This window comes from Actinophytocola gossypii (genome assembly GCF_025165815.1).
GTDB classification, from domain to species: Bacteria; Actinomycetota; Actinomycetes; order Mycobacteriales; family Pseudonocardiaceae; genus Actinophytocola; species Actinophytocola gossypii.
In genome coordinates this window covers 93,188-108,488 of the sequence record NZ_JAFFZE010000027.1, presented here as the reverse complement: position 1 = coordinate 108,488, position 15,301 = coordinate 93,188, and the positions used below count along the sequence as shown (strand labels likewise).

The following is a 15,301-nucleotide window of genomic DNA, read 5'->3' as shown; positions in this document are numbered from 1 at the left end:
CCTGTCCGACACCGACGTGCGCAGTGTGTTCGTCAACGTGTTCGGTGGTATCACCGCGTGTGACGCGGTCGCCAACGGCATCGTGCAGGCCTTCCAGCTGCTCGGGTCCCGCGGTGACGCGGTGACCAAGCCGATCGTGGTCCGGCTCGACGGCAACAACGCCGAGGAGGGCCGCCGGATCCTCACCGAGGCCGCGCTGCCGGGGCTGCAGCAGGTCGACACCATGGACAACGCGGCACGCAGGGCCGCCGAGCTTGCCGCACAGGGGGCGTGAGATGGCCATCTTCCTCGACGACGACAGCAAGATCATCGTTCAGGGCATGACGGGTGCCGAGGGCACCAAGCACACCCGCCGCATGCTGGCTTCCGGCGCCAACGTCGTCGGCGGCGTCACGCCGGGCAAGGGCGGCCAGTCGGCCGACTTCTCCGACGTCAAGGACGGCCTGACGCTGCCGGTGTTCAACTCCGTCGGCGAGGCCATGGCGGCCACCGGCGCCGACGTCACCGTGGTGTTCGTGCCGCCGAAGTTCGCCAAGGGTGCTGTGGTGGAGGCGATCGACGCGGGGATCCCGCTGGCGGTGGTGATCACCGAGGGCAGACTGCTCGGCACGGTCGACAAACCGATCGTCGTGCGCCTGGACGGCAACAACGCCGCGCTGGGCCGCCAGATCCTCGACGACGCGAACCTGCCCGGTCTGTCCCGAGTGGACACCATGGACGCGGCGGCCCGCCGTGCCGTCGAACTAGCCGTCGCATAGGAGCGTGCAGTGGCCATCTTCCTCACCGAGGACTCGAAGATCATCGTTCAGGGCATGACCGGCGCCGAGGGGCGCAAGCACACCGCGCGGATGCTCGCGGCCGGGACGGACGTGGTCGGCGGCGTCACCCCGGGCAAGGGCGGCCAAACCGTGGAGATCGGCGGCCGGGACCTGCCGGTGTTCGACTCGGTCGCCGTGGCGATGGACCGGACCGGGGCGGACACCACCGTGGTGTTCGTGCCGCCGAAGTTCGCCAAGGGTGCTGTGGTGGAGGCGATCGACGCGGGGATCCCGCTGGCGGTGGTGATCACCGAGGGCATCCCGGTGCACGACACGGCGGCGTTCTGGGCGCACGCGTGCGCGACCGGGAACAAGACCCGGATCGTGGGCCCGAACTGTCCGGGTGTGATCAGCCCCGGTAAGTCCAACGCGGGGATCATCCCGGCCGACATCACCGGTCCGGGCCGGATCGGTCTGGTGTCGAAGTCCGGGACGTTGACCTATCAGCTGATGTACGAGCTGCGCGACATCGGGTTCTCCTCGGCGGTGGGGATCGGGGGTGACCCGGTGATCGGTACCACGCACATCGACGCGTTGGCGGCGTTCGAGGCCGACCCGCAGACCGAGGTCATCGTGATGATCGGTGAGATCGGCGGCGATGCCGAGGAGCGTGCCGCGGCGTACATCGCCGATCACGTGACCAAGCCGGTCGTGGGGTATGTGGCCGGGTTCACCGCGCCCGAGGGCAAGACGATGGGCCACGCGGGGGCGATCGTGTCCGGCTCGTCCGGGACCGCGCAGGCGAAGAAGGAGGCCCTGGAGGCGGCCGGGGTCAAGGTCGGCAAGACCCCGTCGGAGACCGCCGAACTCGCGCGGCAGAGCATGGTCCAGACCGTCACCTGACGCTGCCTGAGGAGTACACGTGCGCTTCGACGTCAACCTGTCCATCCTGTTCACCGAGCTGCCCCTGCTGGAGCGTCCGGCCGCCGCGGCCGCCGCCGGGTTCGACGCGGTCGAGCTGTGGTGGCCGTTCAGCGGCCCGACACCCGCCGACCGCGAACTGGACGCGTTGGCCGACGCCATCGGCAGCGCGGGCGTCAGCCTCGTCGGGCTGAACTTCGACGCCGGCGACATGGCATCCGGCGACCGCGGCCTGCTGTCGGCCCGGTCGACCAGCCGGCGGTTCCGCGACAACATCGACGTTGCCGTCGGCTTCGCCGGGCGGATGGGCTGCCGAGTGCTGAACGCCCTGTACGGCAACCTCGCCGACGACACCGACCACGACCTCGCGCTCGAGAACCTGGCCATGGCGGCGACCGCCGCCGACCGGATCGGCGCCACCGTCGTGATCGAAGCGATCAACTCGCACGAGAACCCCCGGTACCCGCTCTGCTCCTCGACAGCCGCGCTCGAGGTGGTCGACCAGGTACCGGGTACGGCGTTCCTGGCCGACCTCTACCACCTGCACCGGATGGGTGAGGACATCGCGGCGCTGATCACCAGCGGCGCCCACCGCTTCGGCCACGTCCAGATCGCCGACGACCCGGGCCGCGGTCAGCCCGGCACCGGCGGCATCGACTGGACGGAGGTGTTCGGCCTGCTGGCCGCGAGCCCCTACACCGGGCCCGTCGGTCTCGAGTACAAGCCGGTCGGCCCCAGCGCGGACAGCTTCCGATGGCTGAAGGAGTACACGTGACAACCATTGGGTTCGTCGGGCTCGGCATCATGGGGAGTCCGATGGCGTCGAATCTGCTGCGCGCGGGTTTCGACGTCGTCGGGTTCGACCTGGTGGCGTCGTCGCTGGAACGGCTGGCGGCCGAGGGCGGCACGGTCGCGACCAGCGTCGCGCGGGCCACCGCCGAGGCGGACGTGGTGATCACCATGCTGCCGAACCACCCGCAGGTGGAGGCCGTCGCGTTCGGCGACGGCGGCGTGCTGGAGTCGGCCAAGCCGGGCACGCTCTACGTCGACATGTCCTCGATCCGGCCGCAGACCTCCCGCCGGATCGCCGAGGAGGGCACCGCCAAGGGCGTCCGGGTGCTGGACGCCCCGGTGTCCGGCGGTGAGCAGGGCGCGATCGACGGCGTGCTGTCCATCATGGTCGGCGGCCCGGCCGAGGACTTCGCCGCCGCGGCACCGGTCTTCGACGTGCTCGGGAAGACCGTCGTGCACGTCGGCCCGCACGGCGCCGGGCAGACGGTGAAGGCCGCCAACCAGCTCGTCGTCGGCGGCACCTACGCGCTCGTCGCCGAGGCGATCGTGCTGCTGGAGGCGTCCGGGCTGGACGCGGGCGTCGGGCTCGACGTGCTCGCCGGCGGGCTCGCCGCCAGCCGGATCCTGGACCTCAAGCGTGAGTCGATGGTGGCCCGCCGGTTCGCGCCCGGGTTCCGGATCGACCTGCACCACAAGGACATGGGCATCGTGCTCGACGCCGCACGGGAGGCCGAGGTGGCGCTGCCGGTCGGCGGGCTCGTCGCGCAGCTGATCGCCTCCGCCCGTGCCAGCGGGCACGGTTCGCTCGACCACTCCGCGCTGCTGAAGGTCGCGGAGTCCCTCTCCGGCAAGGGAGACGCCGCGTGAACACCGTTCCGTGCATGGAGGCCGCCGTCGCGGTCATGGAGTCCGAGGGCGTCGACACCGTGTTCGGCATCCCCGGCGCGGCGATCCTGCCGCTCTACGCCGCGATGCGCACGTCGGGGATCAGGCACATCACCGTGCGCCACGAGGAGGGCGGCACGCACGCCGCCGACGGGTGGGCCAGAGTCACCGGCAAGGTCGGGGTGTGCATCGGCACCTCCGGTCCTGCCGGAACCAACATGATCACCGGGCTCTACACCGCGCTCGCCGACTCCATCCCGATGGTCTGCATCACCGGCCAGGCGCCGAGGGCGAAGCTGCACCAGGAGGCGTTCCAGGCGGTCGACATCGTCGAGATCGCCAAGCCGGTGACCAAGTGGGCGGTGCAGCTCAAGGAGCCCGGTCAGGCGCCGTGGGTGTTCCGGGAGGCGTTCCGGATCGCCCGCTCCGGCCGTCCCGGCCCGGTGCTGATCGACCTGCCGCTGGACGTGCAGCGCGGGACCTGCCGGTACGACCCGGCGCTCGACGAGCCGCTGCCGGTCGAGGTGCCGGCGCCGTCGCCGGCGCGGGTGCGGGCCGCGGTGGACCTGCTGCTGTCGGCCGAACGCCCGCTGATCCTCGCCGGCGGCGGCGTGATCATCGGCGACGCCACCGAGGAACTCGCCGACCTGGCGACCTCGCTGAACATCCCCGTGCAGGTCACGCTGATGGGCAAGGGCGCGTTCCCCGAGGACCACGAGCTGTTCGCCGGCATGGCTGGCCTGCAGACCCAGACCCGGTGGGGCAACCAGGCTTTCCTGGAGAGCGACCTGGTGCTCGCCGTCGGCGCCCGCTTCGGTGACCGGCACACCGGTGACCTGTCCGTCTACACGAAGGGACGCACGTTCATCCACGTCGACATCGAGCCGACCCAACTCGGCAAGGTGTTCGAGCCGGACCTCGGCGTGGTCGGCCACGCCCGGCCCACGCTGGCCGCGTTCGCCGAGTGCGCCCGCGCGCTGTCGGCCCCGCCGCGCACCCGCGACTGGCCCGCGCGGGTCGCGTCGCTGCGGTCGACGCTGGGCCGCCGCGACGACTTCGACGACGTGCCGATCAAGCCGCCGAGGGTGTACCGGGAGCTGAACGAGTTCTTCGGGCCGGACACCACGTTCGTGACCGCGATCGGGCTGTACCAGATCTGGTCCGGGCAGTTCCAGCACACGTACCTGCCGCGCCGGTACCTGGTGTGCGGGCAGGCCGGACCGCTCGGCTGGGAGGTGCCGGCCGCGATGGGCGTCAAGTGCGCGTTCCCGGAGCGGCGGGTGGTCGCGGTGGCCGGGGACTACTCGTTCCAGTTCCTGATGGAGGAGATCGCGGTCGCCGCGCAGTACCGCATCCCGTTCGTGATCGTCATGGTGAACAACGAGTACCTGGGCCTGATCCGGCAGGCGGAGATCCCGTACGACATGAACTACGCCGTCGACCTGCACTACGGCGAGGGCGGCATCGACCACGTGAAGCTGATGGAGGCGTTCGGCTGTCCCGCGCGGCGGGTCGAGCAGCCGGGCGACCTCCGCGACGCGCTCGCCTGGGCGCAGGCGGAGTCGGACGCCCAGCAGCTGCCGGTGCTCGTGGAGGTGATGGTCGAACGCGAGGCCAACGCCGCCATGGGCCCGGTCTCCATCGACGCGGTCAAGGAGTTCGAACCCGCACCGGAACTGGCCAGGACCGCCGACTAGCATGCCCTCCTCGGTTGGTTCTTGGGACGGGGCGGAACGACGTGATCCCACGACTCGGGCAGCACCACGGCATGCTCAGCTCGCACATCGAGTGGCCGGACGACCCCGATCCGCACGACTCCGACGAGTCGCCGTTCGCGGGTCGGGCGCCGTTGCGGAAGCTGCGGGTGATGATCGACGGTGCCCTGTACCGGGTTCCGGCGGAGCTGCTCCGGGTCGGCCCCGAGGAGGTGCTCACCGGGCTGCTCATGCACGACAACGTCATCTGCTTCCGGTACGCCGACGACGGCCCGCCGCCCGGCACCACGGCCTACGAGCTGACCGACGGCGGCCGGGCGTACGAGGGCTGGGTGACCGTCGACCCGCCGGACGGTCGCCCCGACAGCCGGGGCATCGTGTTCTGCACCGGCCGAAGACCCGTTCGGGGCACCGCGTACATGGACAAGCACCGGCGCGCGCGCGACGAGGCGGTGGCCTACACCGACCTGCCGCCGAAGCTCGCCGCCGACCGGCGCGAGGCCGACGCGCTGGCCCTGCAGGTGGCGCTCGGCATGGACGCGGACCTGTTCGTGACCGAGCGGCCGTACCTGTACCTGTCCCGCGGCCGCTCGTCCCGGACGAAGGTGCTGCGCACCCTGGACGCCATCGCGATCGTCGGGCTGTACCTGCGCGCGCAGGGCGTGTACTCGGTGATCCGCAACCGGGAGGCGCACTTCCCGATGCGGCGCGGCGGCTACTTCGCGGTCGGCGCGATGGAGCTGATGCCCGCGGTGTGGCGCTGGTCGGCCGCCTGCCACCAGGAGTCCGAGGCCATCGGCGACCCGCGGCTGGCCGAGCTGGCCGGGGCGCTGGTGCAGCGGGTCGCACGGGCGCTGCAGGCCCGCGACGAGCTGCACCAGACGGTGAACCGGGCCGCCAGCAACGACACCCGTACGGCCGTTCTGTCTACTTTGGACGACGTGGTGCTGTTGCTGCTGGCCGCGGTCGAGGTGTCGGCGGTGGTGGCGCACCAGGTGCTGGACCTGGGGGAGCGGCACCAGCACCTGGCCGGCTGGCACCGCCAGGAGTGGGTGAAGCGGGTGCGGGAGAAGAACAAGCACCTCGCCGCGCTGCTGGCCGACCGCACACCCGGCTGCTACCTGGTCAAGGGCCTGACCGCCCTGCGCGACTCGCTGCACGCGGAGGCACTGCGCGGGTTCCTGTCGGCCGAGTCGCCCGCGCGGACCAGCGTCCTGTTCGCCCTGCCGGCGTCGCGGTCCCGCGAGCTGTCCGCGATGATCGACTGCTTCGGCGGCGCACCGGCCTGGGGCGTGCGCGAGCCGCACCCCGGCGAGCTGTACGCGGACCCCGGCGTGTTCGTCGACCAGCTGTTCACCCGCGTGCTCGGCTTCCTGAACGTGACCATGGCCAGGACCCCGGTGGAGCGGCTGCCGCACGTGCGCAGCCCACTGCCTGACTCGCCCGAGTCCGCCGGCCAGGAGCTGAACCGCTATTCGGAAACCAGCCGGATGAGCATCAGGTGGCAGCTGGGGCTGTGACCCCGGCCGCCACTCGCACGAACCTGGCCAGCTCGCGGGACCGGCTCTCCGCCGGCCAGGCGAGGACCACCGTCGAGGTGTTCCCGTCGGTCAGCGGGACCGCCGCGAGGTTCGGCGGCACGTACTCGGCGAAGGACTCCGGCATGACCGCGACGAACTGGCCGAGGGCGACCAGCGTGCCGACCTGCCCGGTGTCCCGGATCGGCCCGCCCACCGCCGGGCACTCGTCGGTCCACTCGAAGACCTCCTCGCCGTCGAGGTCCGCCCTGGACAGCTCGGTGCGGTCGGCGAGGCGGTGGGTGCTCGGCATCAGCACGATCTCGCGGTCGACCAGGAGCACCTCGGTCGCCAGGTCGGCCGGCTCGTCGTAGGGCAGGTGCAGCAGCGCCACGTCGGCCTCGCCGCCGCGCAGCAGGCCCTCCTGTTCGCCGATCGCGCAGAACCGCGGCTCCACGGCGATCTCCTCGGCCGCGCAGCGCGCCAGGATCTTCTCCAGCAGACCGGCGTCCCCGCCCGGCTTCAGCGCGAGAACGAGCTTCGGGTCCGCGGCACGCCTGGCCCGCTCCTCGGCTGCCGCGAGTGCGGTGAGCGCCGTGCGGCCCTCGGCCAGCAGCACCTCGCCGGCCGGGGTCAGCTCCACGCGGCGGCTGGTGCGGGTCAGCAGCCGGACACCGAGCCGGCGTTCGAGCTGCTGGATCGCGCGGGACAGCGGCGGTTGGGCCATGCCGAGCCGTTCGGCGGCCCGCCCGAAGTTCAGTTCCTCGGCGACCGCCACGAAGTAGGCCAGCTCCCGGCTTTCCATACCGGCAGAGTATCGGTCCGCACCCAACCGGTCTTGGTGCTTTCCGCCGCCCGCTGGTGGGCTGGTCGGCATGAGTGAGAAGGAGATCGCGCTGGTCACCGGCGCGAACAAGGGGATCGGGTTCGCCATCGCGGACCAGCTGGCGCGGCGGGGGATGACGGTCCTGGTCGGCGCGCGGGACCGGGCGCGCCGCGCGGACGCGGTGGCCCGGCTGACCGGCGACGTGCACGGCGTCGAGCTGGACGTGACCGACCACGGCACGGTCGAGCGGGCGGCGAAGGAGGTCGAGACCCGCTTCGGCCGGCTCGACGTGCTGGTCAACAACGCGGGGATCGTCGGTGAGCTGCCGCAGACACCCGGCGCGGACCCGCTGCCCGGCGTCCGGCAGGTGTTCGAGGTCAACGTGTTCGGCGTGATCGCGGTGACCGAGGCGATGCTGCCGCTGCTGGCACCGGGCGCGCGGGTGGTGAACGTGTCGTCGAGCGTCGGCTCGCTGGCCGACATGACCGCCCGGGACGGCGGGCACCTCGCGGAGCTGCCCGCCCTGCTCGCCTACCCGGTGTCCAAGACGGCACTCAACGCGGTCACCGCGCAGTACGCGAAGTACCTGCGGGACAGGGGAATCCTGGTCAACGCCGTGTGCCCGGGCTACGTCGCCACCGACCTCAACGGCCACGACGGCGGCCGCGGCCCCGACCAGGGCGCCGCGATCGCCGTCGCGATGGCGACGCTCGGCCAGGACGGTCCCACCGCCACCTTCACCTCGGAGGACGGTCCGGTTCCGTGGTGAGCTGATCCAGCAGGGGCGCCAGGGCGGTCAGGGTCCGTTCGCCGGCCGGGTCGCCCGCGGTGGCGGGGACGAGCGCCACCTCGTCGAGCCCGGCCGCCGCGTACTCGGCCAGCCGGGCCCGGACGGTGTCGAGGTCACCGACCAGGCCGACGGTCCGCGCGGCGTGCTCGGGCAGCGCGGCGAGGACGGCGTCGAGGCCTGCGCCGCGGTCGGCGAGGTCGATCGCGGCGCCGAACCCCGCCCGCTGGAACACCTCGCGGTAACCCCGCACCGGGAAGTAGCCGACGATGGCACGCATGAGCTGGGCGTAGGAGGCGTCGTCGGGATCGATCGCGGCGGGCAGCCAGGCCGCGAGCCGGGGCGCGGGGCGGGCTTCGCGCTCGGCCGCGGCGTCGAGCTTCGCGCGCAGCTCGCGGACCTGCTCGACGGTGACGAGGTCGAGCAGCATCCGGTCGGCGTACCGGGCCGCGACGGCGACCGCCTTGTCGCCGAAGGCCGCCACCGTCAGCGGCCCGGTCGCGGCCGGCAACCGCGGCCGGAAGCCGTGGTCGTCGCGGGCACCGAACCACTCGCCCCGCCGGTGGGCGGCGTAGGCGCGGGCGGCCGCGCGCAGGTCACCGACCGGCTTCGCCCGCGACCGCCCGTGCACGCCCTCGACCACGCGGACGCTGGAGGTGCCGAGCGCGACCCCCACCGCACGACCGGTGACCGCCTCGATCCCGGCCGCGGCACGCACCAGCGTCGCCGGATCCCGCACCGACACCGGCACCGGCCCGGCGGTCAGCGCGATCCGCCCGGTGGCCGACCCGACCGCCGTTGCCAACACGAACGAGTCCCAGGTCGGCCCCTCGCCGAGCCACACCTCCCGGTACCCGAGCCGGTCCGCGACCACGGCGGTCCGCACCGCCTCCTCGGCCGGCCGCCCGTCCTCCCGGGAGGCGGCGACCACAGTGATCTCCATCCGCCCGAGAGTAGGGCGGATTCACCCGCGCAACCAGGCCGCGGTGTCCGGCGGCAGCGCCGACCCGTCGAGCGGGCCGCTGGTCAGCAGGACCTCCTCGTGCGCCGGCAGCTCGACCGGACCGCCGGACAGGTTGACCACGCAGGCGAACCCGTGTCCCCGGTCGAAGCCGAGCACGTCGGCCGGCAGGCCGGCGATCCACGTCATCGGCCCGTCGCCCAGCGCCGGGTGCTCGCGGCGCAGCCGCAGGCCACGGCGGTACAGCTCGAGCATCGAGTCCTGGTCGCCGGTCTGGTGCTCCACCGTGAACGCCGCCCAGCCCGCCGGCTGCGGCAGCCACGGCTCGATCCCGGCCGTGCTGAAGCCGTACGGGGACGCCTCGCCCGACCACGGGATCGGCACCCGGCAGCCGTCGCGGCCGATGTCGGTGCCGGCGGTGCGCTTGAAGACCGGGTCCTGGCGCACCTCGTCGGGCAGGTCCGCCACCTCGGGCAGGCCCAGCTCCTCGCCCTGGTAGATGTACACGCCGCCGGGCAGGGCCATGGTCAGCAGGGCGGCGGCCCTGGCCCGGCGGGTGCCGAGCACGGGGTCGGTCGGGGCCCCGTGCTGGCGGTCGGCGAAGGAGAACGACGTGTCGGCGCGGCCGTAGCGGGTGACGTGCCGGGTGACGTCGTGGTTGGACAGCACCCACGTGGCCGGCGCGTTCACCGGCGCGTGCGCCGCCAGGGTCGCGGTGATCACCTCGCGCAGCCGGTCGGCCTCCCACGGGCAGGACAGGAAGTCGAAGTTGAACGCGGAGTGCAGCTCGTCCTGGCGCAGGTACATGGCGAAGCGCTCCGGGTCGGGCAGCCACATCTCGCCGACGAACACCCGCTTGTCCTGGTAGCCGTCGGCGATCCGGCGCCAGGCGCGGTAGATGTCGTGCACGCCGTCCAGGTCCGAGTACGGGAACGGGCCGACCAGCGGATCCGGGTGGTCGGGCAGCCCGTCGGCCTTCACCAGCCCGTCGGCGACGTCGATGCGGAAGCCGTCGACGCCCCGGTTGAACCAGAACCGCAGGATGTCCTCGAACTCCTCGGACACCTGCGGGTTGGTCCAGTTGAAGTCGGGTTGGCGGGAGGAGTACAGGTGCAGGAACCACTCGCCGGGCGAGCCGTCCGGCTCGGTGACCCGCGTCCACGCCGGCCCGCCGAACCGGGACTGCCAGTCGTTCGGCGGCAGCTCGCCGTGCTCGCCCCGGCCCGGGCGGAACCAGAACCGTTGCCGCTCGGGCGATCCCGGGCCGGCGGCGAGCGCGGCGGCGAACCACGGGTGCTCGTCGGAGCAGTGGTTCGGCACGATGTCGATGATGATCCGGATGCCGAGGGTGTGTGCCTCCTCGATCAGCTTCTCGGCCTCCGCGAGCGTGCCGAACGCCGGCTCGATGTCGCGGTAGTCGGACACGTCGTAGCCGCCGTCGTCCATCGGCGACGGGTACCACGGGTTGAACCAGATCGCGTCGACGCCGAGCTCCGCCAGGTAGCCGAGCTTCGCGCGCACCCCGGTGAGGTCGCCGGTGCCGTCGCCGTCGCCGTCGGCGAAGCTGCGGACGTACACCTGGTAGATGGCCGCGCCGCGCCACCAGTCGAGCTGTGTCACTACATCACCCCTTGAGACCGCCGGCGGTCAGGCCGGCCAATATCTGCCTTTGGAAGATCAGGAACGCCACGACCATCGGGAGGCTCGCCAGCACGAGGCCGCCAAGCATCACGTTGATCGGGGTGTCCGGTTCGAAGCGCTGCAGCGCCACGCTGAGGGTCTGGACGCCGGGGTCCTGCAGGACCAGCAGCGGCCAGATGAAGTCCTTCCAGGCGGCCACGATCGCGAAGATCGAGACCACCGCGAGGATCGGCCGGGACAGCGGCAGCACCACGCGCACCATCGTGGTGACGCTGCCGGCGCCGTCGATCCGGGCCGCGTCGAGCAGCTCGGTCGGGATCTGGTCGAAGAACCGTTTCAACAGGTACAGGTTGAACGCGTTCGCCGCGGCCGGCAGCCAGATCGCGGCCGGCTCGTTGATCAGGTTCACGCCGACGACCGGCACCTCGGTGATCGTCAGGTACGTCGGCACCAGCAGCGCGGACGCCGGCAGCATCAGGGTCGCGAGCATCAACCCCATGATCCACTTGCCGAGCACCGGCCGGAGCTTGGACAGCGCGTACGCCGCCGGCACGATCACCGCCAGCTGCAACAGCCACGCCCCACCGGCGACGATCACCGTGTTCCGGAAGTACCCGGCCAGCTCCATGAAGTTCCACGCGTCCACATAGGAGTCGACGTTGAACCGCTCGGGCAACAGGGTCGGCGGGTTGCGGGCCAGCTCGGGCGCGGTCTTCATGGCGCCGAGCAGCATCCACACCAGCGGCACCACGAACGCCAGGGTGAACAGCGCGAACACCACGGTGAACACCAGCCAGTAGCCGATCTTCCCGCGCGGCCGCTCCAGCGTCCACGGGGACAGCAGCGTTCTCGTCGACATGACTCAGCTCCTCGTCCTGGTGAGCCGCAGGTACAGGGCGGAGAACCCGCCGAGGAAGACGAACAGCAGCAGGCTCATCGCACTCGCCGTGCCGAAGTCGTTGTAGGTGAACGCGTACCGGTACAGCAGCAGGAGCACGGTGACCGTGGAGTCCTCCGGTCCGCCGCCGGTCATCACGTACGGCTCGGTGAACACCTGCATGGTGGCGATGATCTGCATGAGCATCATCACCAGCAGCACGAACCGGGTCTGCGGGATCGTCACGTGCCGCAGCCGCTGCCAGAGGTTCGCGCCGTCCAGCTCGGCGGCCTCGTACAGCTCGCCGGGGATCGTGGCGAGCGCGGCCAGGTAGATCAGCGTGGCCGAGCCCATCGACGCCCAGGTGGCCACCAGCACCAGCGACAGCATCGACGTGTCGGTTGAGTTGAGCCAGGCCAGCGGTGGCAGCCCGACGCCGCGCAGCAGGGTGTTGAACAGGCCGGGGCCGGGGTCGTAGAACCACTTCCACAGGATCGCGACCACCACCGGCGGCAGCATCACCGGCAGGTAGACCACCATCCGGAAGTAGCCCTTGGCGTGCCGCAGCTCGTTGAGCACGACGGCGACCGCGAACGGGATCGCGAAGCCGATGACCAGCGCGAGCCCGGTGAACAGCAGCGTGTTGCGCCAGGCGGTCAGGAACAGCGGGTCGGCGAACAGCCGCTCGAAGTTCTCCCAGCCGACCCAGACCGGGTCGGTGACGAAGTTGACCTGCTGGAAGCCGAGCAGGACCCCGCGCACGATCGGGTACCAGGAGAACAGCGCGAAGACCACCAGCGCGGCGCTGAGGAACCCGTACGCGGTGAGGTTGTCGGCCACCGTGCGGCGCAGCCGGCCGGCGCGGTCCTGCGCGCTCCGCGCCGGCGGGCTCCGGCGCGGGGCGACGGGTGACGCGTCCCGGCTCGTGATGGTTGACATTCGTTGGTGGGCCTCCGTGGAGGGCCCGGCCGGGAGGGGTGCGCTCCCCCCTGCCGGACCGGCTCGGTTTACCTGACCTGCGCGAGTGCCTGGTTGGCCTTGGTCTCCGCGTCGTCGAGCAGCCGGTTGACGTCGGCGTCGCGGTCGGTCAGCACGCCCTGCATCACGTTGTCCAGCGCGGCGTACACCTGCTGGGCGTTCGGCGGCTCGATCTTCTTCTCCAGCTCGGTCAGGCCGTCCACGAAGGACTGGTAGTTGGCGACCGGGACGGTGGCGTACTTCGCCTTCAGCGACTCCTGCTTGTCCCGCACCTCGCCGTCGACCCAGATGTCCGGGGTGGGGGAGGCGGGCAGGCCGATCGGCTGGCCCTGGTCGGCGTAGCGCTTGAGGTTGGCGTCCATCCGGTCCGGGTTGAGGTACTTCCACTGGATCCACTGGAGGCCGGCGCGGATCTTCTCCGGCGAGGCCTTCGGGTTGAACATGTAGCCCTCGCCGCCGAGCAGGGTGCCCTGGCCGCCGGGCATCGGGGCGAGGCCGTAGTCGGCGTAGTCGCCGTTGAACTGGTTGACCAGCGTCGGCACGTTGTCCGGCGCGGCGAGGTACATGCCGAGCTGGCCGGCGCCCATCATCCGCTGGACGTCCTCGATCACCAGGAGCTGCTTCTGCCCCATGGTGTCGTCCTCCCAGCGCATGTCCTTGAGGGTCTGGGCGACCTCGCGGCCGGTGTCGTTGTTGAACGCGGAGGCCCAGCCGGCGCCCTGCTTCTCGGCGATGTCGCCGCCCATCGAGTACATCCAGGCGGTGTAGTGCCAGCCGCCCTGGTGGTTCTTGCTGTACTCGGCGAAGCCGACGGTGTTGTCGCCGAGGGCGGTGATCTTCTTCGCTGCCTCGCGCACCTCGTCCCAGGTGGTCGGCGGCTGGTCGGGGTCGAGGCCGGCCTCGGTGAACAGCGTGCGGTTGTAGAGCAGGCCCATCGAGTAGTTCGCCGTCGGCAGGCCGTACACGCGGCCGTCGTCGTCGGTGAAGATGTCCTTGAGCTCGGGCTGGAGCTGGTCGACGTAGGGGACGTCGTCGAGGTGGTCGGTGATGTCGGCGGCCTGGCGCCGGGCGATGAGGTTCGCCGGGTCGGTCAGGTAGACGTAGAACACGTCCTCCAGCTGGCCGCCGGCGAGCTTGGACGAGAACGTCTTCGGGTCCATGAACCCCTCGCGGGGCTGGATGTCGATGTCCGGGTGCTCCTCCTCGAACGCGGCCACGTCCTCGTCGAAGATCTTGCGGTCGAACGGCTGGGTCTTGGGCGGCTGGCCGTTGACGGTGATCGTGACCTTGCCGCCGGCGCCTGCGTCGTCGGAGTCGCTCCCGCAGGCGGTGACGGTCAGGCCGAGGCCGGCCGCCAGCACCAGGGCGAGTGATCCGCGCTGGATGGTTGTGCTCATGGGAACCCTTGCGTGGTGAGGACCGGGCGAAAATCTGTGAGCCACACCATAAGACCCCCAACATCCCAACGCAAGACTCAAACAACAAAGCGAAAAATCAAGACTAACCCGCGAGTCGTACGTTCCCGTCGCGCGAGTCGTACGCTCCGGACACGCGAATCCCCCGTTCGCAGGCCATCGCGAACGGGGGACTCGGAGGTCGGGAAGGTGCGACTCGCGGGTCAGGCGGGGGTGGTGCGGCGGGTGCGGGCCGGGGCGGCGGAGGCGCGGACCACGAGCTCGGGCTCGAAGAGCAGTTCCTCCATGGACACCTCGATGCCCGCGATCTGGTTGACCAGCAGCTCCACCGCGGCCCGGCCCATCGCCTCGATGGGCTGGCGGACCGTCGTCAGCGGCGGGTCGGTGCAGGTCATGAACGCGGAGTCGTCGTAGCCGATGACCGAGACGTCGTCGGGGTTGTTCAGGCCGAGGCGGCGCACCGCGCGGATGACGCCGAGCGCCAGCGGGTCGCTCGCGCAGATCAGCCCGGTGACGCCGTTCTGCACCAGCCGGTTGCCGACGGCCTGGCCGCCCTCCACGGAGAACATCGTGTGGCCGACGTTCCGCTCGTCGACGGTCAGCCCGGCGCGCTCGGCGCACCGCTGGAACGCAACCAGCTTGCGCCGCGACGGAAGGTGGTCCCGGGGTCCGAGCACGATGCCGATCCGCTCGTGGCCGAGCGCGGCGAGGTGCCCGAACGCCTGCTCGACGGCGACCGCGTCGTCGCACGAGACCACCGGGTAGTCCAGGTCGATCGAGGCGTTGACCAGCACGACCGGGAGCTTGCGCTGGGCCAGCTCGTAGTGGTGGTCGTGCGGGGCCTCGGCCTGGGCATGGCTGCCGCCGGCGAACACCACGCCGGAGACCTGCTGGGCCAGCAGCAGCTCGACGTAGTCCGGTTCGGACACCCCGCCGGTGCAGGTGCACAGGACCGGCGTGAAACCCTGCTGGGCCAGCGCGCTGCCGACCACGTCGGCCAGTGCCGGGAAGATCGGGTTCTGCAGCTCGGGCAGGACCAGCCCGACCAGGCGGGCGCGCTCGCCGCGCAGCTGGGTCGGCCGCTCGTAGCCGAGCACGTCCAGCGCGGTGAGCACGGCCTGGCGGGTCGCCTCGGACACGCCCGGTTTGCCGTTGAGCACCCGGCTCACCGTCGCCTCGCTGACACCGACCTTCTGGGCCACTTCGGACAGCCGTCGTTGCGCCATGA

13 protein-coding genes and 2 pseudogenes are annotated in these 15,301 nt (G+C 71.5%); 8 read left to right on the top strand and 7 right to left on the bottom strand.

The annotated features are described in order from the left end of the window. From JT362_RS32205 to JT362_RS32175, 7 genes and pseudogenes are all read left to right on the top strand, one after another. A pseudogene (locus tag JT362_RS32205) lies at nt 1–274 on the top strand (ADP-forming succinate--CoA ligase subunit beta); the annotation flags it as partial. A gap of 1 nt (nt 275) precedes the next feature. Continuing rightward, a pseudogene (locus tag JT362_RS32200) lies at nt 276–596 on the top strand (succinate--CoA ligase subunit alpha); the annotation flags it as partial. Nucleotides 597–767: 171 nt separating this feature from the next. Beyond that, nucleotides 768–1,661 carry a succinate--CoA ligase subunit alpha gene (gene sucD / locus JT362_RS32195; protein WP_260195652.1) on the top strand — a complete coding sequence of 298 codons (894 nt, stop codon included), beginning with the start codon at nt 768–770 and terminating at the stop codon, nt 1,659–1,661. A 19-nt stretch (nt 1,662–1,680) separates the two neighbouring features. Then, the gene (locus tag JT362_RS32190; protein WP_260195651.1) at nt 1,681–2,454 is read left to right on the top strand and encodes a hydroxypyruvate isomerase family protein; all 774 of its coding nucleotides are present in this window, start codon (nt 1,681–1,683) and stop codon (nt 2,452–2,454) included. Beyond that, entirely contained in the window at nt 2,433–3,338 is a 906-nt protein-coding gene (locus JT362_RS32185) for a 2-hydroxy-3-oxopropionate reductase (protein WP_260195650.1), read from the top strand. Before JT362_RS32190 ends, JT362_RS32185 begins: the two co-directional genes overlap by 22 nt. Before the next feature lie 14 nt (nt 3,339–3,352). Then, entirely contained in the window at nt 3,353–5,053 is a 1,701-nt protein-coding gene (gene gcl, locus JT362_RS32180; protein ID WP_260195657.1) for a glyoxylate carboligase, read from the top strand. Nucleotides 5,054–5,094: 41 nt separating this feature from the next. Beyond that, complete coding sequence (locus tag JT362_RS32175) at nt 5,095–6,591, top strand: hypothetical protein (RefSeq protein ID WP_260195649.1); 1,497 nt, start codon at nt 5,095–5,097, stop codon at nt 6,589–6,591. On the opposite strand, the gene JT362_RS32170 is transcribed toward JT362_RS32175, so the two are convergent. Then, nucleotides 6,569–7,393 (bottom strand): LysR family transcriptional regulator, encoded by an 825-nt coding sequence (locus JT362_RS32170; RefSeq protein WP_311202783.1) that lies wholly within the window; start codon nt 7,391–7,393, stop codon nt 6,569–6,571. The two genes, JT362_RS32175 and JT362_RS32170, sit on opposite strands and share 23 nt — an antisense overlap. A 70-nt stretch (nt 7,394–7,463) precedes the next feature. Here JT362_RS32170 and JT362_RS32160 point away from each other — a divergent pair, with 70 nt between their 5' ends. Next, nucleotides 7,464–8,183: an SDR family NAD(P)-dependent oxidoreductase gene (locus JT362_RS32160; protein WP_260195648.1), complete on the top strand. Its 720-nt coding sequence runs from the start codon at nt 7,464–7,466 to the stop codon at nt 8,181–8,183. On the opposite strand, the gene JT362_RS32155 is transcribed toward JT362_RS32160, so the two are convergent. The 6 genes from JT362_RS32155 to JT362_RS32130 all read right to left on the bottom strand — a co-directional run bounded on the left by JT362_RS32155 (nt 8,152) and on the right by JT362_RS32130 (nt 15,299). Beyond that, entirely contained in the window at nt 8,152–9,144 is a 993-nt protein-coding gene (locus tag JT362_RS32155) for an LLM class F420-dependent oxidoreductase (RefSeq protein ID WP_260195647.1), read from the bottom strand. The two genes, JT362_RS32160 and JT362_RS32155, sit on opposite strands and share 32 nt — an antisense overlap. A gap of 21 nt (nt 9,145–9,165) precedes the next feature. After that, complete coding sequence (locus tag JT362_RS32150) at nt 9,166–10,782, bottom strand: glycoside hydrolase family 13 protein (RefSeq protein ID WP_260195646.1); 1,617 nt, start codon at nt 10,780–10,782, stop codon at nt 9,166–9,168. Between the two features lie 4 nt (nt 10,783–10,786). Beyond that, the gene (locus JT362_RS32145) at nt 10,787–11,662 is read right to left on the bottom strand and encodes a carbohydrate ABC transporter permease (RefSeq protein ID WP_260195645.1); all 876 of its coding nucleotides are present in this window, start codon (nt 11,660–11,662) and stop codon (nt 10,787–10,789) included. Between the two features lie 3 nt (nt 11,663–11,665). Continuing rightward, the gene (locus tag JT362_RS32140) at nt 11,666–12,619 is read right to left on the bottom strand and encodes a carbohydrate ABC transporter permease (RefSeq protein WP_260195644.1); all 954 of its coding nucleotides are present in this window, start codon (nt 12,617–12,619) and stop codon (nt 11,666–11,668) included. Between the two features lie 68 nt (nt 12,620–12,687). Further along, nucleotides 12,688–14,055: an ABC transporter substrate-binding protein gene (locus JT362_RS32135; protein ID WP_260195643.1), complete on the bottom strand. Its 1,368-nt coding sequence runs from the start codon at nt 14,053–14,055 to the stop codon at nt 12,688–12,690. Between the two features lie 221 nt (nt 14,056–14,276). Beyond that, nucleotides 14,277–15,299: a LacI family DNA-binding transcriptional regulator gene (locus JT362_RS32130; protein WP_260195642.1), complete on the bottom strand. Its 1,023-nt coding sequence runs from the start codon at nt 15,297–15,299 to the stop codon at nt 14,277–14,279. Between the last annotated feature and the right edge of the window lie 2 nt (nt 15,300–15,301).